Genomic DNA, 15,917 nt, shown 5'->3' on the forward strand with positions numbered 1-15,917 from the left:
GGTGCCGGATCGGGTCGGAAACACTACTCATAATCGCTCTTGGAGGTCCCGGTTCTTCTGCTCGACCAAGTCTGCGAGCTGCACGGAATAGTCTTCGAGCTTCAGGCGCAGCGCGTCGTCACTCGTGGCGAGAATCTTGATGGCGATGAGCGCGGCGTTCTTCGCCCCGCCGATCGACACTGTCGCGACGGGCACGCCGGCCGGCATCTGCACGATCGATAACAGCGAGTCGAGGCCGTCGAGCAGCCCGAGCGGAACGGGTACTCCCACCACCGGCAGGGTGGTCATCGCGGCGAGCATGCCGGGCAGGTGCGCGGCTCCCCCGGCTCCGGCGATGATCACCTTGAGGCCGCGGGCCTGAGCGCTGCGACCGTAATCGAGCATCTTTTCGGGGGTGCGGTGCGCCGAGACCACCTGCACTTCGTGCGCCACCCCGAAGTCCTTCAGGGTTTGCGCTGCGGCGCTCATAACGGTGAAGTCGGAGTCGCTGCCCATGACCAAGCCGACCAGCGGCGCGCTGGAACTCTCGGGCACGCTGGATCGCTCGATGTTGTCTGGCACGCCCATGATCTTATTGCTCAGTCCTGAAAGATTTGTGCAGTGGCACGCGCCTGGTAGGCAACTTCGTCGAGATCGTCGCCGCCCGCGGTGACGTGGCCCACCTTGCGGCCGGGCCGTGAGGCCTTGCCATAGTTGTGCACTTTCACGAGCGGATGCTGCGCCAGCGCCACCTCGTAGCGGTCGCCCAGCGAGCCTGACGCCGGTCCGCCGAAGATGTTCACCATGACCGTCCACGGGTCCCTGGCCCCGGTGGCACCGAGCGGCAGGTCAAGCACCGCCCTCAGATGTTGCTCGAACTGGCTCGTCGTGGACCCGTCGATGGACCAGTGACCGCTGTTATGCGGGCGCATCGCCAACTCGTTAACGAGGAGGCGCTCATCCGTTGTCTGAAACAGTTCGACGGCGAGCACCCCGGTGACGCCGATGCCCTCGGCCACGGTCACGGCGATGTCGGTGGCGACATCGGCCAGGCGCCCCATGGACTGGGGGGCCGGCGCGATGACCTCCGCGCAGACGCCGCCCTTCTGCACGGTCTCGACGACCGGCCAGACCGCGATCTCTCCGCTGGGGCGGCGGGCCACCACCTGGGCCAGCTCGCGGCTGAAGTGCACCAGCTCCTCGACCAGTAGGGCGCCGTCGTTGCCGTCTTCGGCGAGCGCCTGAAACCAGTCGTCGACGTCGTGTTCGTGGCTGACCACGCGCACGCCCTTGCCGTCGTAACCGCCGCGGGCGGTCTTCACAACGGCGTGGCCGCCGTGGTTGTTCAGAAAGTCGGCGAGGCCGGCGACATCGACGATGCGCGCCCAATCCGGCACGGGCAGCCCGAGTTCGGCGAGCTTTTCGCGCATGAGCAGCTTGTCTTGGGCGTAGAGCAGGGCGTCGGGGCCGGGATGCACGGTGACGCCCTCACGCACGAGCTCGCGCAGAATCTCCTGCGGCACGTGTTCGTGGTCGAAGGTGATCACGTCGACGGTCTTCGCGAAGGCGAGCACCGTGGACAGGTCGCGGTAGTCACCGACGCTGACAGCGGCGAGCGCCGCAGACATACCGTCGGCTTCGGCGAGAACCTTCAGCTCGATGCCGAGGTTCACCGCCGCGGGAATCATCATGCGGGCCAGCTGGCCTGCGCCAATCACACCGACGGTCAAGGCCATCTGTTCACCATTTTCTATGCCAGCGTTCAGCTAAACGCGCGTGGATACCCAGCCCGGGGGTTTTAAACCGCCGTAGACTGCGAGACTTCAGTGCTTTTCTACTTTACAGAACCTCCGGACGGACGCATGTCGATCACCCTGAAGCAGCGCCTGCTCAGTTTTCTGAGTCAGGGCCTCAAGTTCGGCGCCGTCGGTGCGCTCGGCTTCGTGGTGGATTTCACGGTGTTCAACCTGCTGCGCACCACCGTGCTGGATTCCGCCGAGGTACACGCCGGTCCCATCTACGCCAAGGTCATCTCAACCGTGTTGGCCATTCTGGTGAACTGGCTCGGCAACCGCTACTGGACATTCAGCAAGAACCGGCAGAACCACACCATGCGCGAGGGACTGGAATTTCTGGCGGTCAGCCTGGTGGGTATGGGCATCGGCATCGCCTGCCTCTGGTTCAGCCACTACGTGCTCGGCTACACCAGTGTTCTCGCCGACAACATCGCCGGCAACGTGGTCGGGCTGCTGCTCGGCGCGGTGTTCCGCTTTACGCTGTACCGTTACTGGGTGTTCGCGCCGAGCCGGAGCGGCGCTCCCGCTCTGGGCGCGGCATCCGCTGGTATCGCCTCTGTCAGCACGCGCACCGGGGCGATTCGGCTAGCTACGACCCCAGAAAGCTGACTCGGCGGCGAGGGCCGACTGCTCCTGCCGGCGGGATCCCATGACGGTGCTCGCCTTCTCCATGAGGTCGTGCAGGGTGCTCTGCACGAGGTCGACGTTGGGAACATCTTTTAACACGAGCGGATGCTCCAGCCCCGAATTGATCAGCACCGTACCCGAGTGGAACCCGGCCTGCACCCAGTTCTGCCGCACGCTCACGTCGTAGCCGCGGCTGTGCAGCAGTTCTTGCCGGGTGCGCACAAAGAATCCGTGCCGAAAGATGATGCGGCGCGTCGTGATCGTATAGCGCTTGGTGAGCCAGGCGGCGAGCGGCAGCAGCCAGCCGAGAACGGCGAGCACGATAGAGCCGGCCAGAAGGGCCGCGTTCTGCCAGGGCTCGGGCAGGTTGCCGAAAAAGTACCCGGTGGCGCCGGCCAGCACGAACAGCAGCACGGTGGGCCAGGCAAGCACCCTGGCGTGCGGGCGCAGGCGGGCGACAACCTTCTCTGGCCGACTCTCGCGGGCGTAGCCGGAGGGTTCGGTCTCGTTCGTCTCTGTCTTCTTCGGTTTCATTACTTCTATTAATACCTCAGGTGGGTGACATCGCCAGCGGCGACAGACCGTTCTTCGCCATCGGCCTGGCTGACGACTTGCAACCGGCCCTCGGTGTCGATGCCCGTGGCGGTGCCGACCAGGTCGGTTCCGCCCGGCAGCTCAACCCGCACGACGCTGCCGAGGGTGCCACAGAGGGCGGTGACGTCGGCGTGCAGGCTCTGTTCTGCGTCGCCGTCGGCGTGCACGAAGGCTTCATAGAGCGTGACGAGTTCGTGCAGGTAGGCGGCGAGTACCGCATCGGGGTCGGGCGAAGTGCGGGTGACCAGCAGCAGCGAGGTGGAGGTAAGGGTGGGTAGGTCGTGTTCATCGAGCGAGACATTGAGGCCGGCACCGATGATGATGCCCTCGCCGTCGGGCAGGAGTTCGCACAGGATTCCACACACCTTGTACCCGTCGATGAGCACATCGTTGGGCCATTTGAGGGTCACGTCGTGACGGGGCTCCTCGGCCTCTTTGACGTCTTCGACCGGCTGCATGCTGGCCTCAACGGTTTTTCTGACGGCCCTGGTCATGGCGGCGCCGGCCAGCAACGGCAACCAGCCGAGGGCGTGCGACGGTAACTGGTCCCCGGCTTTTGTGCGCGGGCGCACGAGCACCGAGATGGCCAGGGCTTTGCCGGTCGGGGCCAGCCAGACGCGGCCGAGCCGGCCACGCCCCTGAGTCTGGTTGTCGGTGACGACCACCGAGAGGTCGGGCCAGGCTGCGGCATCCGCTGTGGCGAGTTCTTTGAGCACATCGTTGGTCGAGGGGGCCTCCGACCGGTATTCGAACCGGCTCACCTCGGCGCGGCTGAGCGAAAATTGCATGGCTACTCTCTCTCCCAAACGTAACTGCGGTAATTCTCCCGAATCTGACCCCGAATGTGTTATTCCGTGCCATTTCGGCCACGATCTCCGCAGTTATGAACGGGGAAGGAGGTAATGCAGGGGGAAACGACCAGTGTTGCGCTGCAAAGTTGTGGAGCATCGTCAACGGGGAGCGGTCGGGGCGTGCCGGTAGAGTGAAACGGTGACTGACAAGACGCCCGCCGCGGCACCCGACCTGTATACGACGGCGGGAAAACTCGCCGACCTCAAGTTGCGCTATCACGAAGCCGTGACTGCCAGCGGGGCCACCGCCATCGAGAAGCAGCACGCTAAGGGCAAGATGACCGCCCGCGAACGCGTTGACCTGCTGCTCGACCAGGGTTCCTTCGTGGAACTCGACGAATTCGTGCGGCACCGCACCGTGGCATTTGGCATGGAAAAGAAACGGCCGTACGGCGACGCCGTCGTCACCGGAACCGGCACCATCCACGGCCGCCAGGTGGCCGTGTATTCGCAGGACTTCACCATCTTCGGCGGTTCGCTCGGCGAGGTCGCCGGCGAGAAGATCATCAAGGTGATGGACCTCGCCCTCAAGACCGGGGTGCCAATCATCGGCATTCTCGACTCCGGCGGAGCGCGTATTCAGGAAGGCGTCGTGGCTCTCGGCAAGTACGGCGAAATCTTTCGCCGCAACACGGCAGCATCCGGTGTCATTCCGCAGATCTCGATCATTTGTGGTCCGGCCGCTGGCGGCGCGGTCTACTCCCCCGCGCTGACCGACTTCGTGATCATGGTCGACAAGACCAGCCAGATGTTCGTCACCGGTCCCGACGTGATCAAGACCGTCACCGGCGAAGACGTGGGCATGGAAGAGCTCGGCGGCGCCCTCACCCACAATAAGATCTCGGGTGTCTCGCACTACCTCGCGAGCGACGAGCCCGACGCGCTCGACTTCGCCCGCGCCCTGCTGAGCTACCTGCCAGACAACAACCTGGCCGAGCTGCCCGTCTTCGACAGCGAAGTAGAGCTCGAAACAACGGATGCCGACCGTCGCCTCAACACGATCATCCCCGATTCGCCCAACCAGCCCTACGACGTCAAAACGGTCATCGAGCACATCGTCGACAACGGAGAGTTTCTAGAGACGCAGCCGCTCTACGCGCCCAACATCGTCGTCGGGTTCGCCCGGGTCGAGGGCCGCTCGATCGGGATCGTCGCCAACCAGCCCAACGCTATGGCCGGCACGCTCAACATCGAGGCCGGCGAGAAGGCCTCCCGCTTCGTGCGGTTCTGCGATGCGTTCTCGATTCCCATCCTCACCCTCGTCGACGTGCCCGGCTTTCTGCCCGGCACCGACCAGGAGTGGACCGGGATCATCCGTCGTGGGGCCAAGCTGCTCTACGCCTATGCGGAGGCCACCGTGCCGCTCGTCACGGTCATTCTGCGGAAGGCCTACGGCGGCGCGTACATTGTGATGGGCTCCAAGCAGCTCGGCGCCGACACCAACCTGGCCTGGCCGACCGCAGAGATCGCCGTGATGGGTGGTCAGGGCGCCGTGAACATTCTTTACCGTGCCGAGATCAAGGCGGCCGAGCAGGCCGGCGAAGATGTCGCCGCTGTGCGCACCCGTCTGGCCAACGAATACACCTACAACGTGGCGAGCCCCTTTCTGGCTGCGGAACGCGGCGAGCTCGACGGCATCATCGAACCGGCCGCCACGCGCGTATCGGTCGTCAAGGCGCTGCGGGCCCTGCGCACCAAGCGGGCTTCGCTGCCCGCCAAGAAGCACGGGAACATCCCGCTCTAATGCCGAAGCCCTCAGAGTTTGATCCGTCGGAACTGGTTTTCGTGACCACTCACATCAGTGACACCGAGGTGTCGGCGGTGAGTGCCGTCATCCGTGGTCTGTTGCGGGAGGAATCCGACGAGCGCCGGGCTGCGCCGGAACCCGGGCAGAGCGCCTGGCAGCAGAACCAGCGCCCGCTTCGGGGGCCGGTGCACCCCGGCGCCGGCCGCTGGCGCGGCTTCACGGGCTAGCTGCCCGGTTTCACTCGGCCTCCGTTGCCCTCTTTCGGACGGGGCCCGGGCCCCGTCCGTGGGCCCAGTTTATAAACTGGGCCGGGGGACGGGGCCCGGGCCCCGTCCGCGGTGGGGGCGGGCGCAACCACCGGTATGTCTGTCCTCCTAAATGCCGACTGTGCAAGCCGGAACACTGATAGAGACTAGAAGTGCTCGGTGACGCTCCTAGAGTTTCACCACCAATCATTCGCTGACTAGGGTAAGCGAGCGAATGTGTTGGGGGCGAGAACGGATGGCATTCGGGTTGTCGTCCTTTCTCGAATAGTCGTTAGGGGATCAGCTTCGGCTGGTCCCCTTTCGCGTTGGTGCACACGCACTTTTACGCAGAGACGGCGGGCACGACCTGCCGGGGAATTTCCATCCACAGGTCGACTTCTTCGTTGGAGGAATCCGGCCCCAGGGCGCTGACCGCCGGATCGGGACTGCTCAGGCCCACGACGGTCACCGCGATGGTGGCACTGTCAGCCGACGTGCGAGCGATAATCTTGTCGGCATTCGTGCGACCGATGGCCGTCGCGAGGCTGTTGAGCACGATCTCCAGGTCGGCACCGCTGAGGTCATCAATGCCGCCCTCGTCGAGCAGGGTCACACTGGCACCGCGTCGTCTGGCCGCCATGACCTGCTCACGCACCGCGTGGTTGAGCAGACGTCGCCCGCGAATCTCATCGCGAATGGCCGCTTCGAGCAAACGGCACTCCTGGCGGTCCGCCTCACTGAGATCGCCGTTGCTCTCGTTGATCCGACGCAGCATAGGCATGGCAAGGCGCATGGTCTGAGTCAGCCGCACCTGACGTTCGTAGAGATGGGCCTCCTGGGCCGCGTGCCATCCGCTCGCCTCCCGCTCGGCTCGCCCATACTGGCGGGCATCGCGGCTCGCCTTCACGAGCGCCCGTGACAGCAGCCCGGCGGCCACCACCCAGACCACGCTGCCGATGACGCCCATATGTCCCAGCTCGCCGACGCCGGCCCAGAGCACGGTGTGCACCACGAGCGCGCCAACACCCAGCAAGGCCAGCTGCGGCCTCTTGCGGGTGGCCGTGATCGTCATCAGGGTACCGACGGCAGCAACGTACCAGGTGGCGTATCCCAATGTGCCCGACGAACCGTCGAGCTGGCTGCCCACGATCAGCGGGATCGCAATCGAGATGGCCACATTGAAGAGGGCCAGCGGCAACGACATGCGCAGGGGGCTGTCGGGCCAGAGGCTCGCGACCGTCGCCACCAGATACAGGCCCATGGCTACCAGGATCGGCACCGAGGAGGCCGGTTCGTTGATCGAATACAGGCCAAGCACCACGTGATAGCCCGAGAAGCCGGCCGCCACGATCAGGGTGAGAGCACGAGGGACAACCACGACGCCGGTCATCGGGCGCCCCCGTCGGGCGAGCCCGTTGCGATCCCGTCGGCGTCCTGGTCGTCGGGGCGCGGCCAGATAAGGGTTATCGTCGTGCCGTGGCCGGGGCTGGTGCGCAGCTCGGCCACGCCCCCGGCGGTTGCGACCCGATCCTGGATTGAAACCCGCAAGCCCAGACGAGCGCTGTCGACCCTGGCAACGTCGAAACCGCGGCCGGTGTCGCTGACGCAGATGGTGCATCCGTTCTGGTCGTTGCCGTCGATCGTGACGCGGCGTGAACGGGTGGGTCCGGCGTGCTGCACGCTGTTCACCATGGCCTGCACGCTGGCCGAGTAGAGCGCCTCGGCGGCGTGTTCGGGAATGCTGCGGCCATCGATGCTCAACTCGGTCACGGTGAACACTCCAGCCTCGGTCGCCGCCGTGCGCAGGCGAGCGGCCAGCGTGCTCACGGCAACCGACGCAGCGTCGAGGTGACGTTCACCGTTGGCTTCCTGCAAGCGGATGATGGCGCTGCGAGCCATCGCCGCCGCCAGTTCCGCGCTCTTGGCGTTGTGCACGCCCGCGGCGGACAGCAGGGTGGCGAGCACGCTGTCGTGCACGATCGAGTCGACCTCGACCCGTTCCACCTCGGTGGCGTGATGGCGCACCGCCACGGAATATTTGGACAGCGCGTTGGCTTGGGCGATGTCGACCTTGGCCGTGGCCTCCCGCAGCACGTAGATGATGATGAGCACCACGCCGCCGAGCATCATGGCGTAGCAGGTGTCGAGCACGGCGAGCGGGACCTCGGCCTGACCACCGGAGGGCAGCACCCGCACCACTCCGTAGGCGATCGGGGCGACCACGGTGTACGTGGCGGCCCAGAACAGGGGCAGGGCGATGGCCGCACAGGAGGTGGCGACGGTGCACAGGTACCACAGCCACGGCTTGCTCGCAATCACCAGGGTGGGATCGATCATAACCAAAGGCCAGATGAGGAGCGCTATCAGGTAGATTCCACTCACCGCGGCCGCGGAACTGCGAATGCCGCGCCGGAGAAGTGTCGCAACGACAAACATCAGGATCGACAGGCCGAGCAGGCCGGCGAGCAGAATGGCCGCCTCGGTTTTGCGGCTCGAGAGCTGATCGAGCATGAGGGGCAGCGTCTGCACGGCGAAGATCACCGCGACACCGGCCACCGAGCGTGACAGCACGATTTCGATCTGCGCGTGACTGATCGGGTTGCGCGGCTGCCGGGAACGGCTGAACAGGCTACCGTCAGCGTTGTTCCCTTCGCCGTCGACGCCCGCGAAGGGCCCGGTGGCGGTGGATACCAGGGTGCTGGTGTTGTTGTGGTCGCCCAGGCGGGCGGCCCGTTTAGACACCGCGGTCAGCTTCGGTCACGTCGAGCCCTGGCAGGATTCCGTCTTCGACGGCACGCCGCAGCAGGTCGACCTTGGTCGGCGCGGGGCGCCCGACCTCGACGTACTTCACCCGAATACGGTCGAGGTATTCCCGGGCGGTGGAGTGCGCGATGCCCAGCTGCATGGCGACCATCTTGAGGGGCAGGCCAGACGCGTAGAGGTGCAGCACGTCGCGTTCCCGGCGGCCCAGCTGCGCCTTGGCAAAATCCCGGTCGGCGTCGATGGCGGTGGCCCACTCGAGGTTGTTGAGCACGTCGCCGCGGGCGACCGAGGCGACGGCGGCCATGACCGTGGTGGTTGGGGACGATTTGGGAATGACCCCGGCCGCTCCGGCGGCGAGGGCTTCCCGCACGGAGGCAACCCGGTCGGCGATGCTGTGCACCAAAACGGCGGAGCCGGTGGACTGCACCAGGTGCACGTTGTCGGTAACGAGGGACCCATCGCCGAGCGAAAGGTCGAGCACGATCACGTCGCATTTTCGACCGGCGAGGCCGTCGACGAGGGCTTGCGCCGTCGCCGCAGCGAACAACACTTCGTAGCCGGCGTTCTCGCAGGCGGCCTGCAAGCCCAGTCGCACCGACTCATGGTCGTCGACAATTCCGACGCGCACGGGCGTATCGGCGGGAGGGGATGGTGCGGGATCAGTTGCTGTGTGGCTCACGGTAGGGCTGCCTTCAGGTTGTCTAGTGTCAACGATAGCTATTTGCAGAGCAGTGCGACGGCTTCGACGTGGTGGGTATTGGGGAACAGGTCGAAGGCGCGCAGGGTCTTCAGCTGGTAACCCTGCTTCGCAAACAATGCAACGTCGCGGGCGAGCGCCACCGGGTCGCAGGCCACATACACGATCTGCTGCGGTGCGAGGGCGACGAGCTGATCGACAACGACCTTGCCGGCGCCGGAGCGCGGCGGGTCGAGCACAACGGTGGCGGCGGCGAGGCGGGCGCGCTCGGCGGCATCCGCTTCGCGCAGCAGTCGCTGCAGAAAACGGTCGACACGGTCGGCGATCGCGGTGGCGCCGGCCCAGTCCTTGAGATTGCGGGCGGCGAAGGCAACCGCTTCCGGGTCACTTTCCACCGAGGTGATGCGGGTCGTCGAACCGAATCTGTCGCCGACGGCCGCGGCGAGCAGGCCGACGCCGCCGTAGAGGTCGAGGTTGGAGGCGCGCGGGTCGAACGTCTGCGGATCGATGATGTTCTGCACGGCGTGGTACAGGGTGTCGGCGGCCATCGAGTGCACCTGCCAGAATCCGGAGCGGTCGAGTTCGAACTCGCGGTCGGCGACGATCTCATGGATCAGGCCGTGGGGAACCCGCTTGGGCTTGCCGTTGGCGTCCTTGGCCGAGACGAGCACCTGCACGTCGCCCTTGCTCGGCGCGACCAGATCGATTTTCGCCGCGTTGTGAAAGAGCGTGTCGAGCGGGGCGCGCAGTTCGAGTTCGTGCTCGGCGAGCGGCAGGTCGTCGACGGCAATGACCCGGTGGCTGCGCGCGGCATACGGGCCGATGGTTCCGTCCTCTGCCACGTGCAGGCTCACCCTGGTGCGCCATCCGGTGCCGTCCATCGCGTCGCCGGGGCTGGCTTTCGCGCTGACCGCGACGGGCTCAACCACGACATCCGGGTGAATCCCCGCCATGCGCTGCAGCGCGTCGGCGAGTACCTGACGCTTGAGTTCGCGTTGAAAGCCCAGTTCGATGTGACCGAATTCGGCCCCGCCGGCGCGGGTTTCTGGGGCGCGTTCAACGGATGCCGCACTCCAGATATGCGGCTGACGTTCGGTTGCGGCGTCGATGACGGCGACGGTTTCGGCGCGCCAGAAGCTCTTGTGGTTGGCCTCGGTGAGGCGGGCGCGCACTCGCTCCCCCGGCAGGGTGTCGCTGACGAAGATGACGCGGCCCTCGTGCCTGGCGACGAAGATTCCGCCGTGGGCGATGTTGGTGATGTCGAGCTCAAGCTCGTCGCCGACCGTCACAGACGAAGTCGGGGCGGGGGTAGCGGGCTGGTGCCTCGTGTTGCTCATCTAACGATGATCCCACACCCCCTCGCCGGTCGTTGCTGCGCACCTGATTAGCACAGTGCGCCTGCTTGAATGGATACTCCCCCTCCCGTTGAAAGGACCGCATGCGTCTCTATTTGGCTTCCACGTCTCCGGCCCGGCTGGCCCTGCTGCGCGCAGCCGGCATCGAACCGGTGCGAATCAACCCCGAGGTCGACGAGGCGCGGGTCGTCGCCGAGACCGAGGCGGCCCGCGGCGCTGCCCTCGAGCCGCGGGTGCTCGTGGAGCTGCTGGCGCGCGCGAAAGCGGAGGCGGCGACATCCGCTCCGCTGGCCGAACCGCTCGACGGGCTGTTGCTCGGCGGTGACTCGGTGTTCGTGCTGGACGGCGTGATCTACGGCAAGCCGCACACCGCGGATGCCGCGCGCGAGCGCTGGGAACGCCAGCGCGGACGCACCGGCACGCTGTACTCCGGGCACTGGCTGATCGAGATCGTCGACGGCGTGGCCGGCCGGGCAATCGGCGCGGTCGCGGTCGCCGAAGTGACCTTTGCCGACGACCTCGACGATGCCGAGCTCGACGCTTATATCGCGACCGGTGAGCCCCTATTCGTGGCGGGGGCGTTCACCATCGACAGCCTCGGCGCACCGTTTATCACGAGCATCGTCGGCGACCCCTCCACCGTGGTGGGGCTGTCACTGCCCACCCTGCGGAGGCTGGTGCGGGCCCTCGGACACGAGTGGCCGACCCTGTGGAATCGGCCCGGAGCGCTGTAATTGTAGGCATCCGCAAGAATCCGCCGATTCTTTTTGTGGGAGAGAACCAAAAGGGATGTGGCGGTGGGCAATAGGCTATGTGATTGTGTCACTCATAACGAAGGTCCTCATCGCCAACCGAGGCGAGATCGCCGTTCGGGTCATCCGTGCCGCGAAAGACAGTGGAATTCTCTCTGTCGCCGTTTACGCCGACCAGGATCGCGACTCCCTGCACGCCCGTCTCGCTGACGAGGCATACGGACTCGACGGCACCAGCGGCGCCGAAACCTACCTCGTCATCGACAAGATTTTGTCGATTGCGAGGCGCAGCGGCGCTGACGCCGTGCACCCCGGCTACGGCTTTCTGGCTGAGAACGCCGACTTCGCCCGCGCCGTTATCGGCGCAGGGCTGATCTGGATCGGGCCGTCGCCCGAAGCCATTGAGCAGCTCGGCGACAAGGTCTCGGCGCGTCACATCGCCGAAAAGGTCAACGCGCCGATGGCGCCAGGCACCCTGAATCCCTGCATCGACGCGGCCGAGGTGCTCGCCTTCGTCGACGTGCACGGACTGCCCGTTGCGATCAAGGCCGCCTTCGGTGGCGGTGGGCGTGGCCTCAAAGTAGCGCGCACCCGCGACGAAGTTGCCGAAATGTTCGACTCCGCCACCCGGGAGGCCATCACGGCCTTCGGTCGCGGCGAATGCTTCGTGGAGAAATACCTCGACTCCCCCCGCCACGTTGAGACCCAGTGTTTGGCCGATATGTACGGCAACGTCGTTGTCGTGTCGACCCGCGACTGCTCGCTGCAGCGCCGGCACCAGAAGCTCGTCGAAGAAGCGCCAGCACCCTTTCTCACCGAGGCGCAGACCACCGAAATGTATCGGGCATCCAAGGCCATTCTGAAGGAGGTCGGCTACCTCGGTGCCGGCACCTGCGAGTTTCTCATCGGCCAGGACGGTACGGTGTCGTTTCTCGAGGTCAACACCCGCCTGCAGGTCGAGCACACCGTCTCCGAAGAGGTCACCGGCATCGACCTGGTGCGCGAACAGTTCCGTCTGGCCGAGGGTGGCGAGCTGACCTACGGTGACCCCGCCCCGAAGGCGCACTCGTTTGAATTTCGCATCAACGGAGAGGATGCCGGCCGCGGCTTTCTGCCAGCGCCCGGCCCGGTACACGTGTTCAAGCCCGCGGGCGGCCCCGGCGTGCGCGTCGACACCGGTGTGCAGTCCGGCGATGTGATCAGCGGATCGTTCGACTCGCTCATCGCCAAGCTCATCGTCACCGGCGCGACCCGCGAAGAGGCTCTGGAGCGTTCACGCCGGGCCCTCGACGAGTTCGAGGTGGCCGGCCTGCCGACCGTGCTGCCCTTTCACCGCAAGGTCGTACGCGACCCCGCCTTCGCACCGAGCGACGAAAAGCCCTTCACCGTCTTCACCCGTTGGATCGAGACTGAGTTCGAAAACGACATCGAACCGTGGAGCGGCAGCATGGAAGACGCCGCCGGCCCGCAGAAACGCCACAGCATCGTCGTGGAGGTGGAGGGACGCCGCATCGAGGTGACCCTGCCCACCCGGCTGCTGCCCGGCGGCGCGAGCGCCCGCTCGGTCGGTCCGGCGCCCAAGCGGCGCGGCGGCCTGCACTCCGTCGACACCGCCACCGGCGACGCGATCAAGGCCCCCATGCAGGCCACTATCGTGAAGCTGCTTGTGGCCGATGGGGACACCGTCGTCAAGGGCGACCTGCTGCTCGTGCTCGAAGCCATGAAAATGGAGCAGCCACTCGTGGCGCACCGCGACGGCACGGTCGCCATCGTGGCTGCTGTCGTGGGAGAAACCGTCTCCTCCGGCGCTGTCCTGCTCACGGTCACCGACACCGCCGCCTAGTTGCTCCGGCACCCGCGGCGCCCTCGAAAACTGTCTCGACGTTAGAGAACGACGTGCATCGCGCGAGCGGCATCCGTTATGGAACCGGTGAGCGAGGGGTAAACCGGGAAGGTGCGGGCGACCTCGTCGACGGTGAGCCGGTGTTCGACGGCGAGGGCGAGCGGAAAGATGAGCTCGCTGGCCTTGGGCGCTACGATGACGCCGCCGATGACGGTGCCGCTGCCGGTGCGGGCGAAGAGCTTGACGAAGCCGTCCTTGATTCCCATCATCTTGGCCCGCGGGTTTTGCGACAGGGGCAGCTTGTAGATCTCACCCTGGGCGAGTCCGTCTTCGATCTGCTTCTGGGTGTAGCCGACGGTGGCGATCTCGGGCTGGGTGAAGATGTTCGCGGCCACGTTGCGAATCTCGATCGGGTTGACGGTGTCGCCCATGGCGTGGAACACCGCGGTGCGGCCCATCATGGATGCCACGGAGGCGAGCGGGATCTCGGTCGTGCAGTCGCCGGCCGCGTAGATGTTCGGAATCGAGGTGCGGGCGACCCGGTTGACCTGGATGTGTCCGGAGTCGGTGATCTGCACACCGGCCTGCTCGAGGCCAATGTTGGCGGTGTTCGGAATGGAGCCGACGGCGATGAGGCAGTGGCTGCCCTCGACCGTGCGTCCGTCTGCGAGCGTGGCGACCACGCCGGTCTTGGTGCGTTCCACCGAGGAGGCCCGCGACTTGGAGAGCACGATCATGCCGTTGCGCTTGAAGACGTTCTCGATCACGTTGGCGGCGTCGGCGTCTTCACCGGGCAGAACCTGGTCGCGGCTGGAGATGAGGGTGACCTTCGCGCCGAGGGCGCGGTAGGCCGAGGCAAACTCGGCGCCGGTCACTCCGGAGCCGACCACGATGAGATGCTCGGGAATGGCCCTGAGGTTGTAGAGCTGGGTCCAGGTGAGGATGCGCTCACCGTCGGGCATGGCAGATGCCAGCACTCGGGGGCTGGCTCCCACAGAGACGACGAGGGTGTCGGCATCGATGCGGTCGAAGTCGGTGGCTGTCGAGTCGCCCGAGGTGGCGACGATGATGCCGGTGGTGCCGTCGAGACGTCCGTGGCCCTGCACGTAGCGCACTCCGGCGCGAATGAGCGTGGCCTTCATGTCTTCGGACTGCTGGCGGGCCAGAGCGAGCAGGCGCTTGTTCACGGCTGCCAGGTTGATGGCCACTTCAGGGCGCAGCGGTTTGCCGGTTTCGCCGCGCACAAAGAACTGCACACCGAGGTCGGTGGCCTCGCCGATCGAGTTCGAGGCCTCGGCCGTGGCGATGAGGGATTTTGAGGGAACGACATCCGTGATCACGGCCGAACCGCCGACACCGACGCTTTCAATCAGGGTGACGTCGGCACCCTGCTGTGCTCCGGCGATGGCCGCTTCGTATCCGCCGGGCCCACCGCCCAGTACCGCGATGCGCTGCTTGCGTTCGAACTCATAGGCCATGTAGTCCATTCTCGCGGCCCGCGCACTCCGCACAAAACCGTCTGCCCGCCCGCACCGCGCGGTTTGTCCCCCGAAAAGGGCGAAAACGCACCGATTGGGCGTCTCCGCGCCCGTTCGGCGCGCCGATGAGCAGAATTCGCGCAGAATCTCCACGCCCGCACCGGGGGTTCTAGAGTAGTGAAATGTTCACGAACGAGATCAACCCGTTAGACCTGCCCGAAACAGATCCGTTCGAGGCGGCACGGTCAGCCGCCGCGGAGATTGCCGGTATCACGGGCGTGCCACGGCACGACATCGCTCTCACGCTCGGCAGCGGCTGGGCCAAAGCCGCCGACCTGATCGGCGAGACCACGCACACCGTGGCCGCCGCGGACATCACCGGCTTCAGCGCCCCCGCGCTGGCCGGTCACGCCGGCACGCTGCGCTCCATTTTGTTGCCCGGCGGCAAACGCGCGCTCGTGATCGGCGCCCGCACCCACTACTACGAGGGCCACGGTGTACGCCGGGTCGTGCACAGTGTGCGCACGGCGGCGGCGACCGGAGCGACGACGATGATATTGACCAACGGGGCCGGCGGCATCCGTGAATCGTGGACGCCGGGAACCCCGGTTTTGATCAGCGACCACATCAACCTGACCTTTGATTCACCCCTCGAGGGCGCGACCTTCGTTGACCTGACCGACCTGTACTCGCAGCGGCTGCGCGACCTGGCACGCGGAATCGACCCGACCCTCGATGAGGGTGTGTACTGCCAATTTCGCGGCCCGCACTATGAGACACCGGCCGAGGTGCAGATGGCCAAGACCATCGGCGGCCACATCGTGGGGATGTCGACCGCGCTCGAGGCCATCGCGGCCCGTCAGGCCGGTATGGAGGTGCTGGGTCTCTCACTCATCACGAACCTCGCGGCCGGCATTTCGAAGACTCCGCTCAGCCACGGCGAAGTGATCGAGGCCGGTGCGCTCGCTGAACCGGTGATCAGCGCCCTCCTCGCGCGGATCGTGGCCGCACTGTGACCGGCCAGGGCGAGCGCGGGTCGAAAGATGAGCTCCCGGCCGAGCGCACCGGCGGCCGCCACTCCGGCCCGCCCGCTGCCGCAGGGGATGCCGTGCCCGCTGCTGCGCCCGCTACGGCAGCGGATGCCGTGCCGCGCGTCACCGACGCCGATGCTGCCGATGAGGCCCAGACTC

General features: G+C 66.2%; 15 protein-coding genes. 6 read left to right on the forward strand and 9 right to left on the reverse strand.

What is annotated here, in order from left to right:
- Positions 1-27 precede the first annotated feature (27 nt).
- Positions 28-495 (reverse strand): 5-(carboxyamino)imidazole ribonucleotide mutase, encoded by a 468-nt coding sequence (gene purE / locus QMK31_RS05140; RefSeq protein WP_283500262.1) that lies wholly within the window; start codon positions 493-495, stop codon positions 28-30.
- 83 nt (positions 496-578) lie between these two features.
- Positions 579-1,715: a 5-(carboxyamino)imidazole ribonucleotide synthase gene (locus tag QMK31_RS05145; protein ID WP_283499888.1), complete on the reverse strand. Its 1,137-nt coding sequence runs from the start codon at positions 1,713-1,715 to the stop codon at positions 579-581.
- Positions 1,716-1,841: 126 nt separating this feature from the next.
- Here QMK31_RS05145 and QMK31_RS05150 point away from each other — a divergent pair, with 126 nt between their 5' ends.
- The gene (locus QMK31_RS05150) at positions 1,842-2,384 is read left to right on the forward strand and encodes a GtrA family protein (protein ID WP_283499889.1); all 543 of its coding nucleotides are present in this window, start codon (positions 1,842-1,844) and stop codon (positions 2,382-2,384) included.
- On the opposite strand, the gene QMK31_RS05155 is transcribed toward QMK31_RS05150, so the two are convergent.
- Positions 2,361-2,936 carry a PH domain-containing protein gene (locus tag QMK31_RS05155; RefSeq protein WP_283499890.1) on the reverse strand — a complete coding sequence of 192 codons (576 nt, stop codon included), beginning with the start codon at positions 2,934-2,936 and terminating at the stop codon, positions 2,361-2,363. The two genes, QMK31_RS05150 and QMK31_RS05155, sit on opposite strands and share 24 nt — an antisense overlap.
- 8 nt (positions 2,937-2,944) lie before the next feature.
- Positions 2,945-3,784: a biotin--[acetyl-CoA-carboxylase] ligase gene (locus QMK31_RS05160; RefSeq protein WP_283499891.1), complete on the reverse strand. Its 840-nt coding sequence runs from the start codon at positions 3,782-3,784 to the stop codon at positions 2,945-2,947.
- Between the two features lie 202 nt (positions 3,785-3,986).
- On the opposite strand from QMK31_RS05160, the gene QMK31_RS05165 reads away from it, so the two are divergent.
- On the forward strand, positions 3,987-5,591 hold the full coding sequence (locus QMK31_RS05165; protein WP_283499892.1) for an acyl-CoA carboxylase subunit beta: 1,605 nt from the start codon (positions 3,987-3,989) through the stop codon (positions 5,589-5,591).
- A gap of 41 nt (positions 5,592-5,632) precedes the next feature.
- On the forward strand, positions 5,633-5,821 hold the full coding sequence (locus QMK31_RS05170) for an acyl-CoA carboxylase subunit epsilon (protein WP_283499893.1): 189 nt from the start codon (positions 5,633-5,635) through the stop codon (positions 5,819-5,821).
- Positions 5,822-6,182: 361 nt separating this feature from the next.
- Here the strand turns inward: QMK31_RS05170 and QMK31_RS05175 are convergent, their stop codons facing one another.
- From QMK31_RS05175 to QMK31_RS05190, 4 genes are read right to left on the reverse strand one after another with little or no spacing between them, the layout of a single operon-like run.
- Positions 6,183-7,229 (reverse strand): DUF8320 family protein, encoded by a 1,047-nt coding sequence (locus QMK31_RS05175; protein WP_283499894.1) that lies wholly within the window; start codon positions 7,227-7,229, stop codon positions 6,183-6,185.
- A complete protein-coding gene (locus tag QMK31_RS05180) occupies positions 7,226-8,581 on the reverse strand; it encodes a sensor histidine kinase (protein ID WP_283499895.1) in 1,356 nt (451 codons plus the stop codon). The genes QMK31_RS05175 and QMK31_RS05180 overlap by 4 nt, the downstream gene beginning before the upstream one ends.
- A complete protein-coding gene (locus QMK31_RS05185) occupies positions 8,574-9,281 on the reverse strand; it encodes a response regulator transcription factor (protein ID WP_283499896.1) in 708 nt (235 codons plus the stop codon). Before QMK31_RS05185 ends, QMK31_RS05180 begins: the two co-directional genes overlap by 8 nt.
- A gap of 38 nt (positions 9,282-9,319) precedes the next feature.
- On the reverse strand, positions 9,320-10,636 hold the full coding sequence (locus QMK31_RS05190) for a class I SAM-dependent RNA methyltransferase (protein ID WP_283499897.1): 1,317 nt from the start codon (positions 10,634-10,636) through the stop codon (positions 9,320-9,322).
- A 101-nt stretch (positions 10,637-10,737) separates the two neighbouring features.
- Here QMK31_RS05190 and QMK31_RS05195 point away from each other — a divergent pair, with 101 nt between their 5' ends.
- Entirely contained in the window at positions 10,738-11,388 is a 651-nt protein-coding gene (locus tag QMK31_RS05195) for a Maf family protein (RefSeq protein ID WP_283499898.1), read from the forward strand.
- An 85-nt stretch (positions 11,389-11,473) separates the two neighbouring features.
- Positions 11,474-13,249 (forward strand): acetyl/propionyl/methylcrotonyl-CoA carboxylase subunit alpha, encoded by a 1,776-nt coding sequence (locus tag QMK31_RS05200; protein WP_283499899.1) that lies wholly within the window; start codon positions 11,474-11,476, stop codon positions 13,247-13,249.
- Positions 13,250-13,290: 41 nt separating this feature from the next.
- Here the strand turns inward: QMK31_RS05200 and QMK31_RS05205 are convergent, their stop codons facing one another.
- Positions 13,291-14,727 carry an NAD(P)H-quinone dehydrogenase gene (locus QMK31_RS05205; protein WP_283499900.1) on the reverse strand — a complete coding sequence of 479 codons (1,437 nt, stop codon included), beginning with the start codon at positions 14,725-14,727 and terminating at the stop codon, positions 13,291-13,293.
- 182 nt (positions 14,728-14,909) lie between these two features.
- Between QMK31_RS05205 and QMK31_RS05210 the strand changes: the two genes are divergently transcribed.
- Positions 14,910-15,743: a purine-nucleoside phosphorylase gene (locus QMK31_RS05210; RefSeq protein ID WP_283499901.1), complete on the forward strand. Its 834-nt coding sequence runs from the start codon at positions 14,910-14,912 to the stop codon at positions 15,741-15,743.
- Positions 15,744-15,917: the final 174 nt, after the last annotated feature.

Origin of the sequence: Cryobacterium sp. PH31-O1 (assembly GCF_030063455.1) — a bacterium.
GTDB lineage: Bacteria > Actinomycetota > Actinomycetes > Actinomycetales > Microbacteriaceae > Cryobacterium.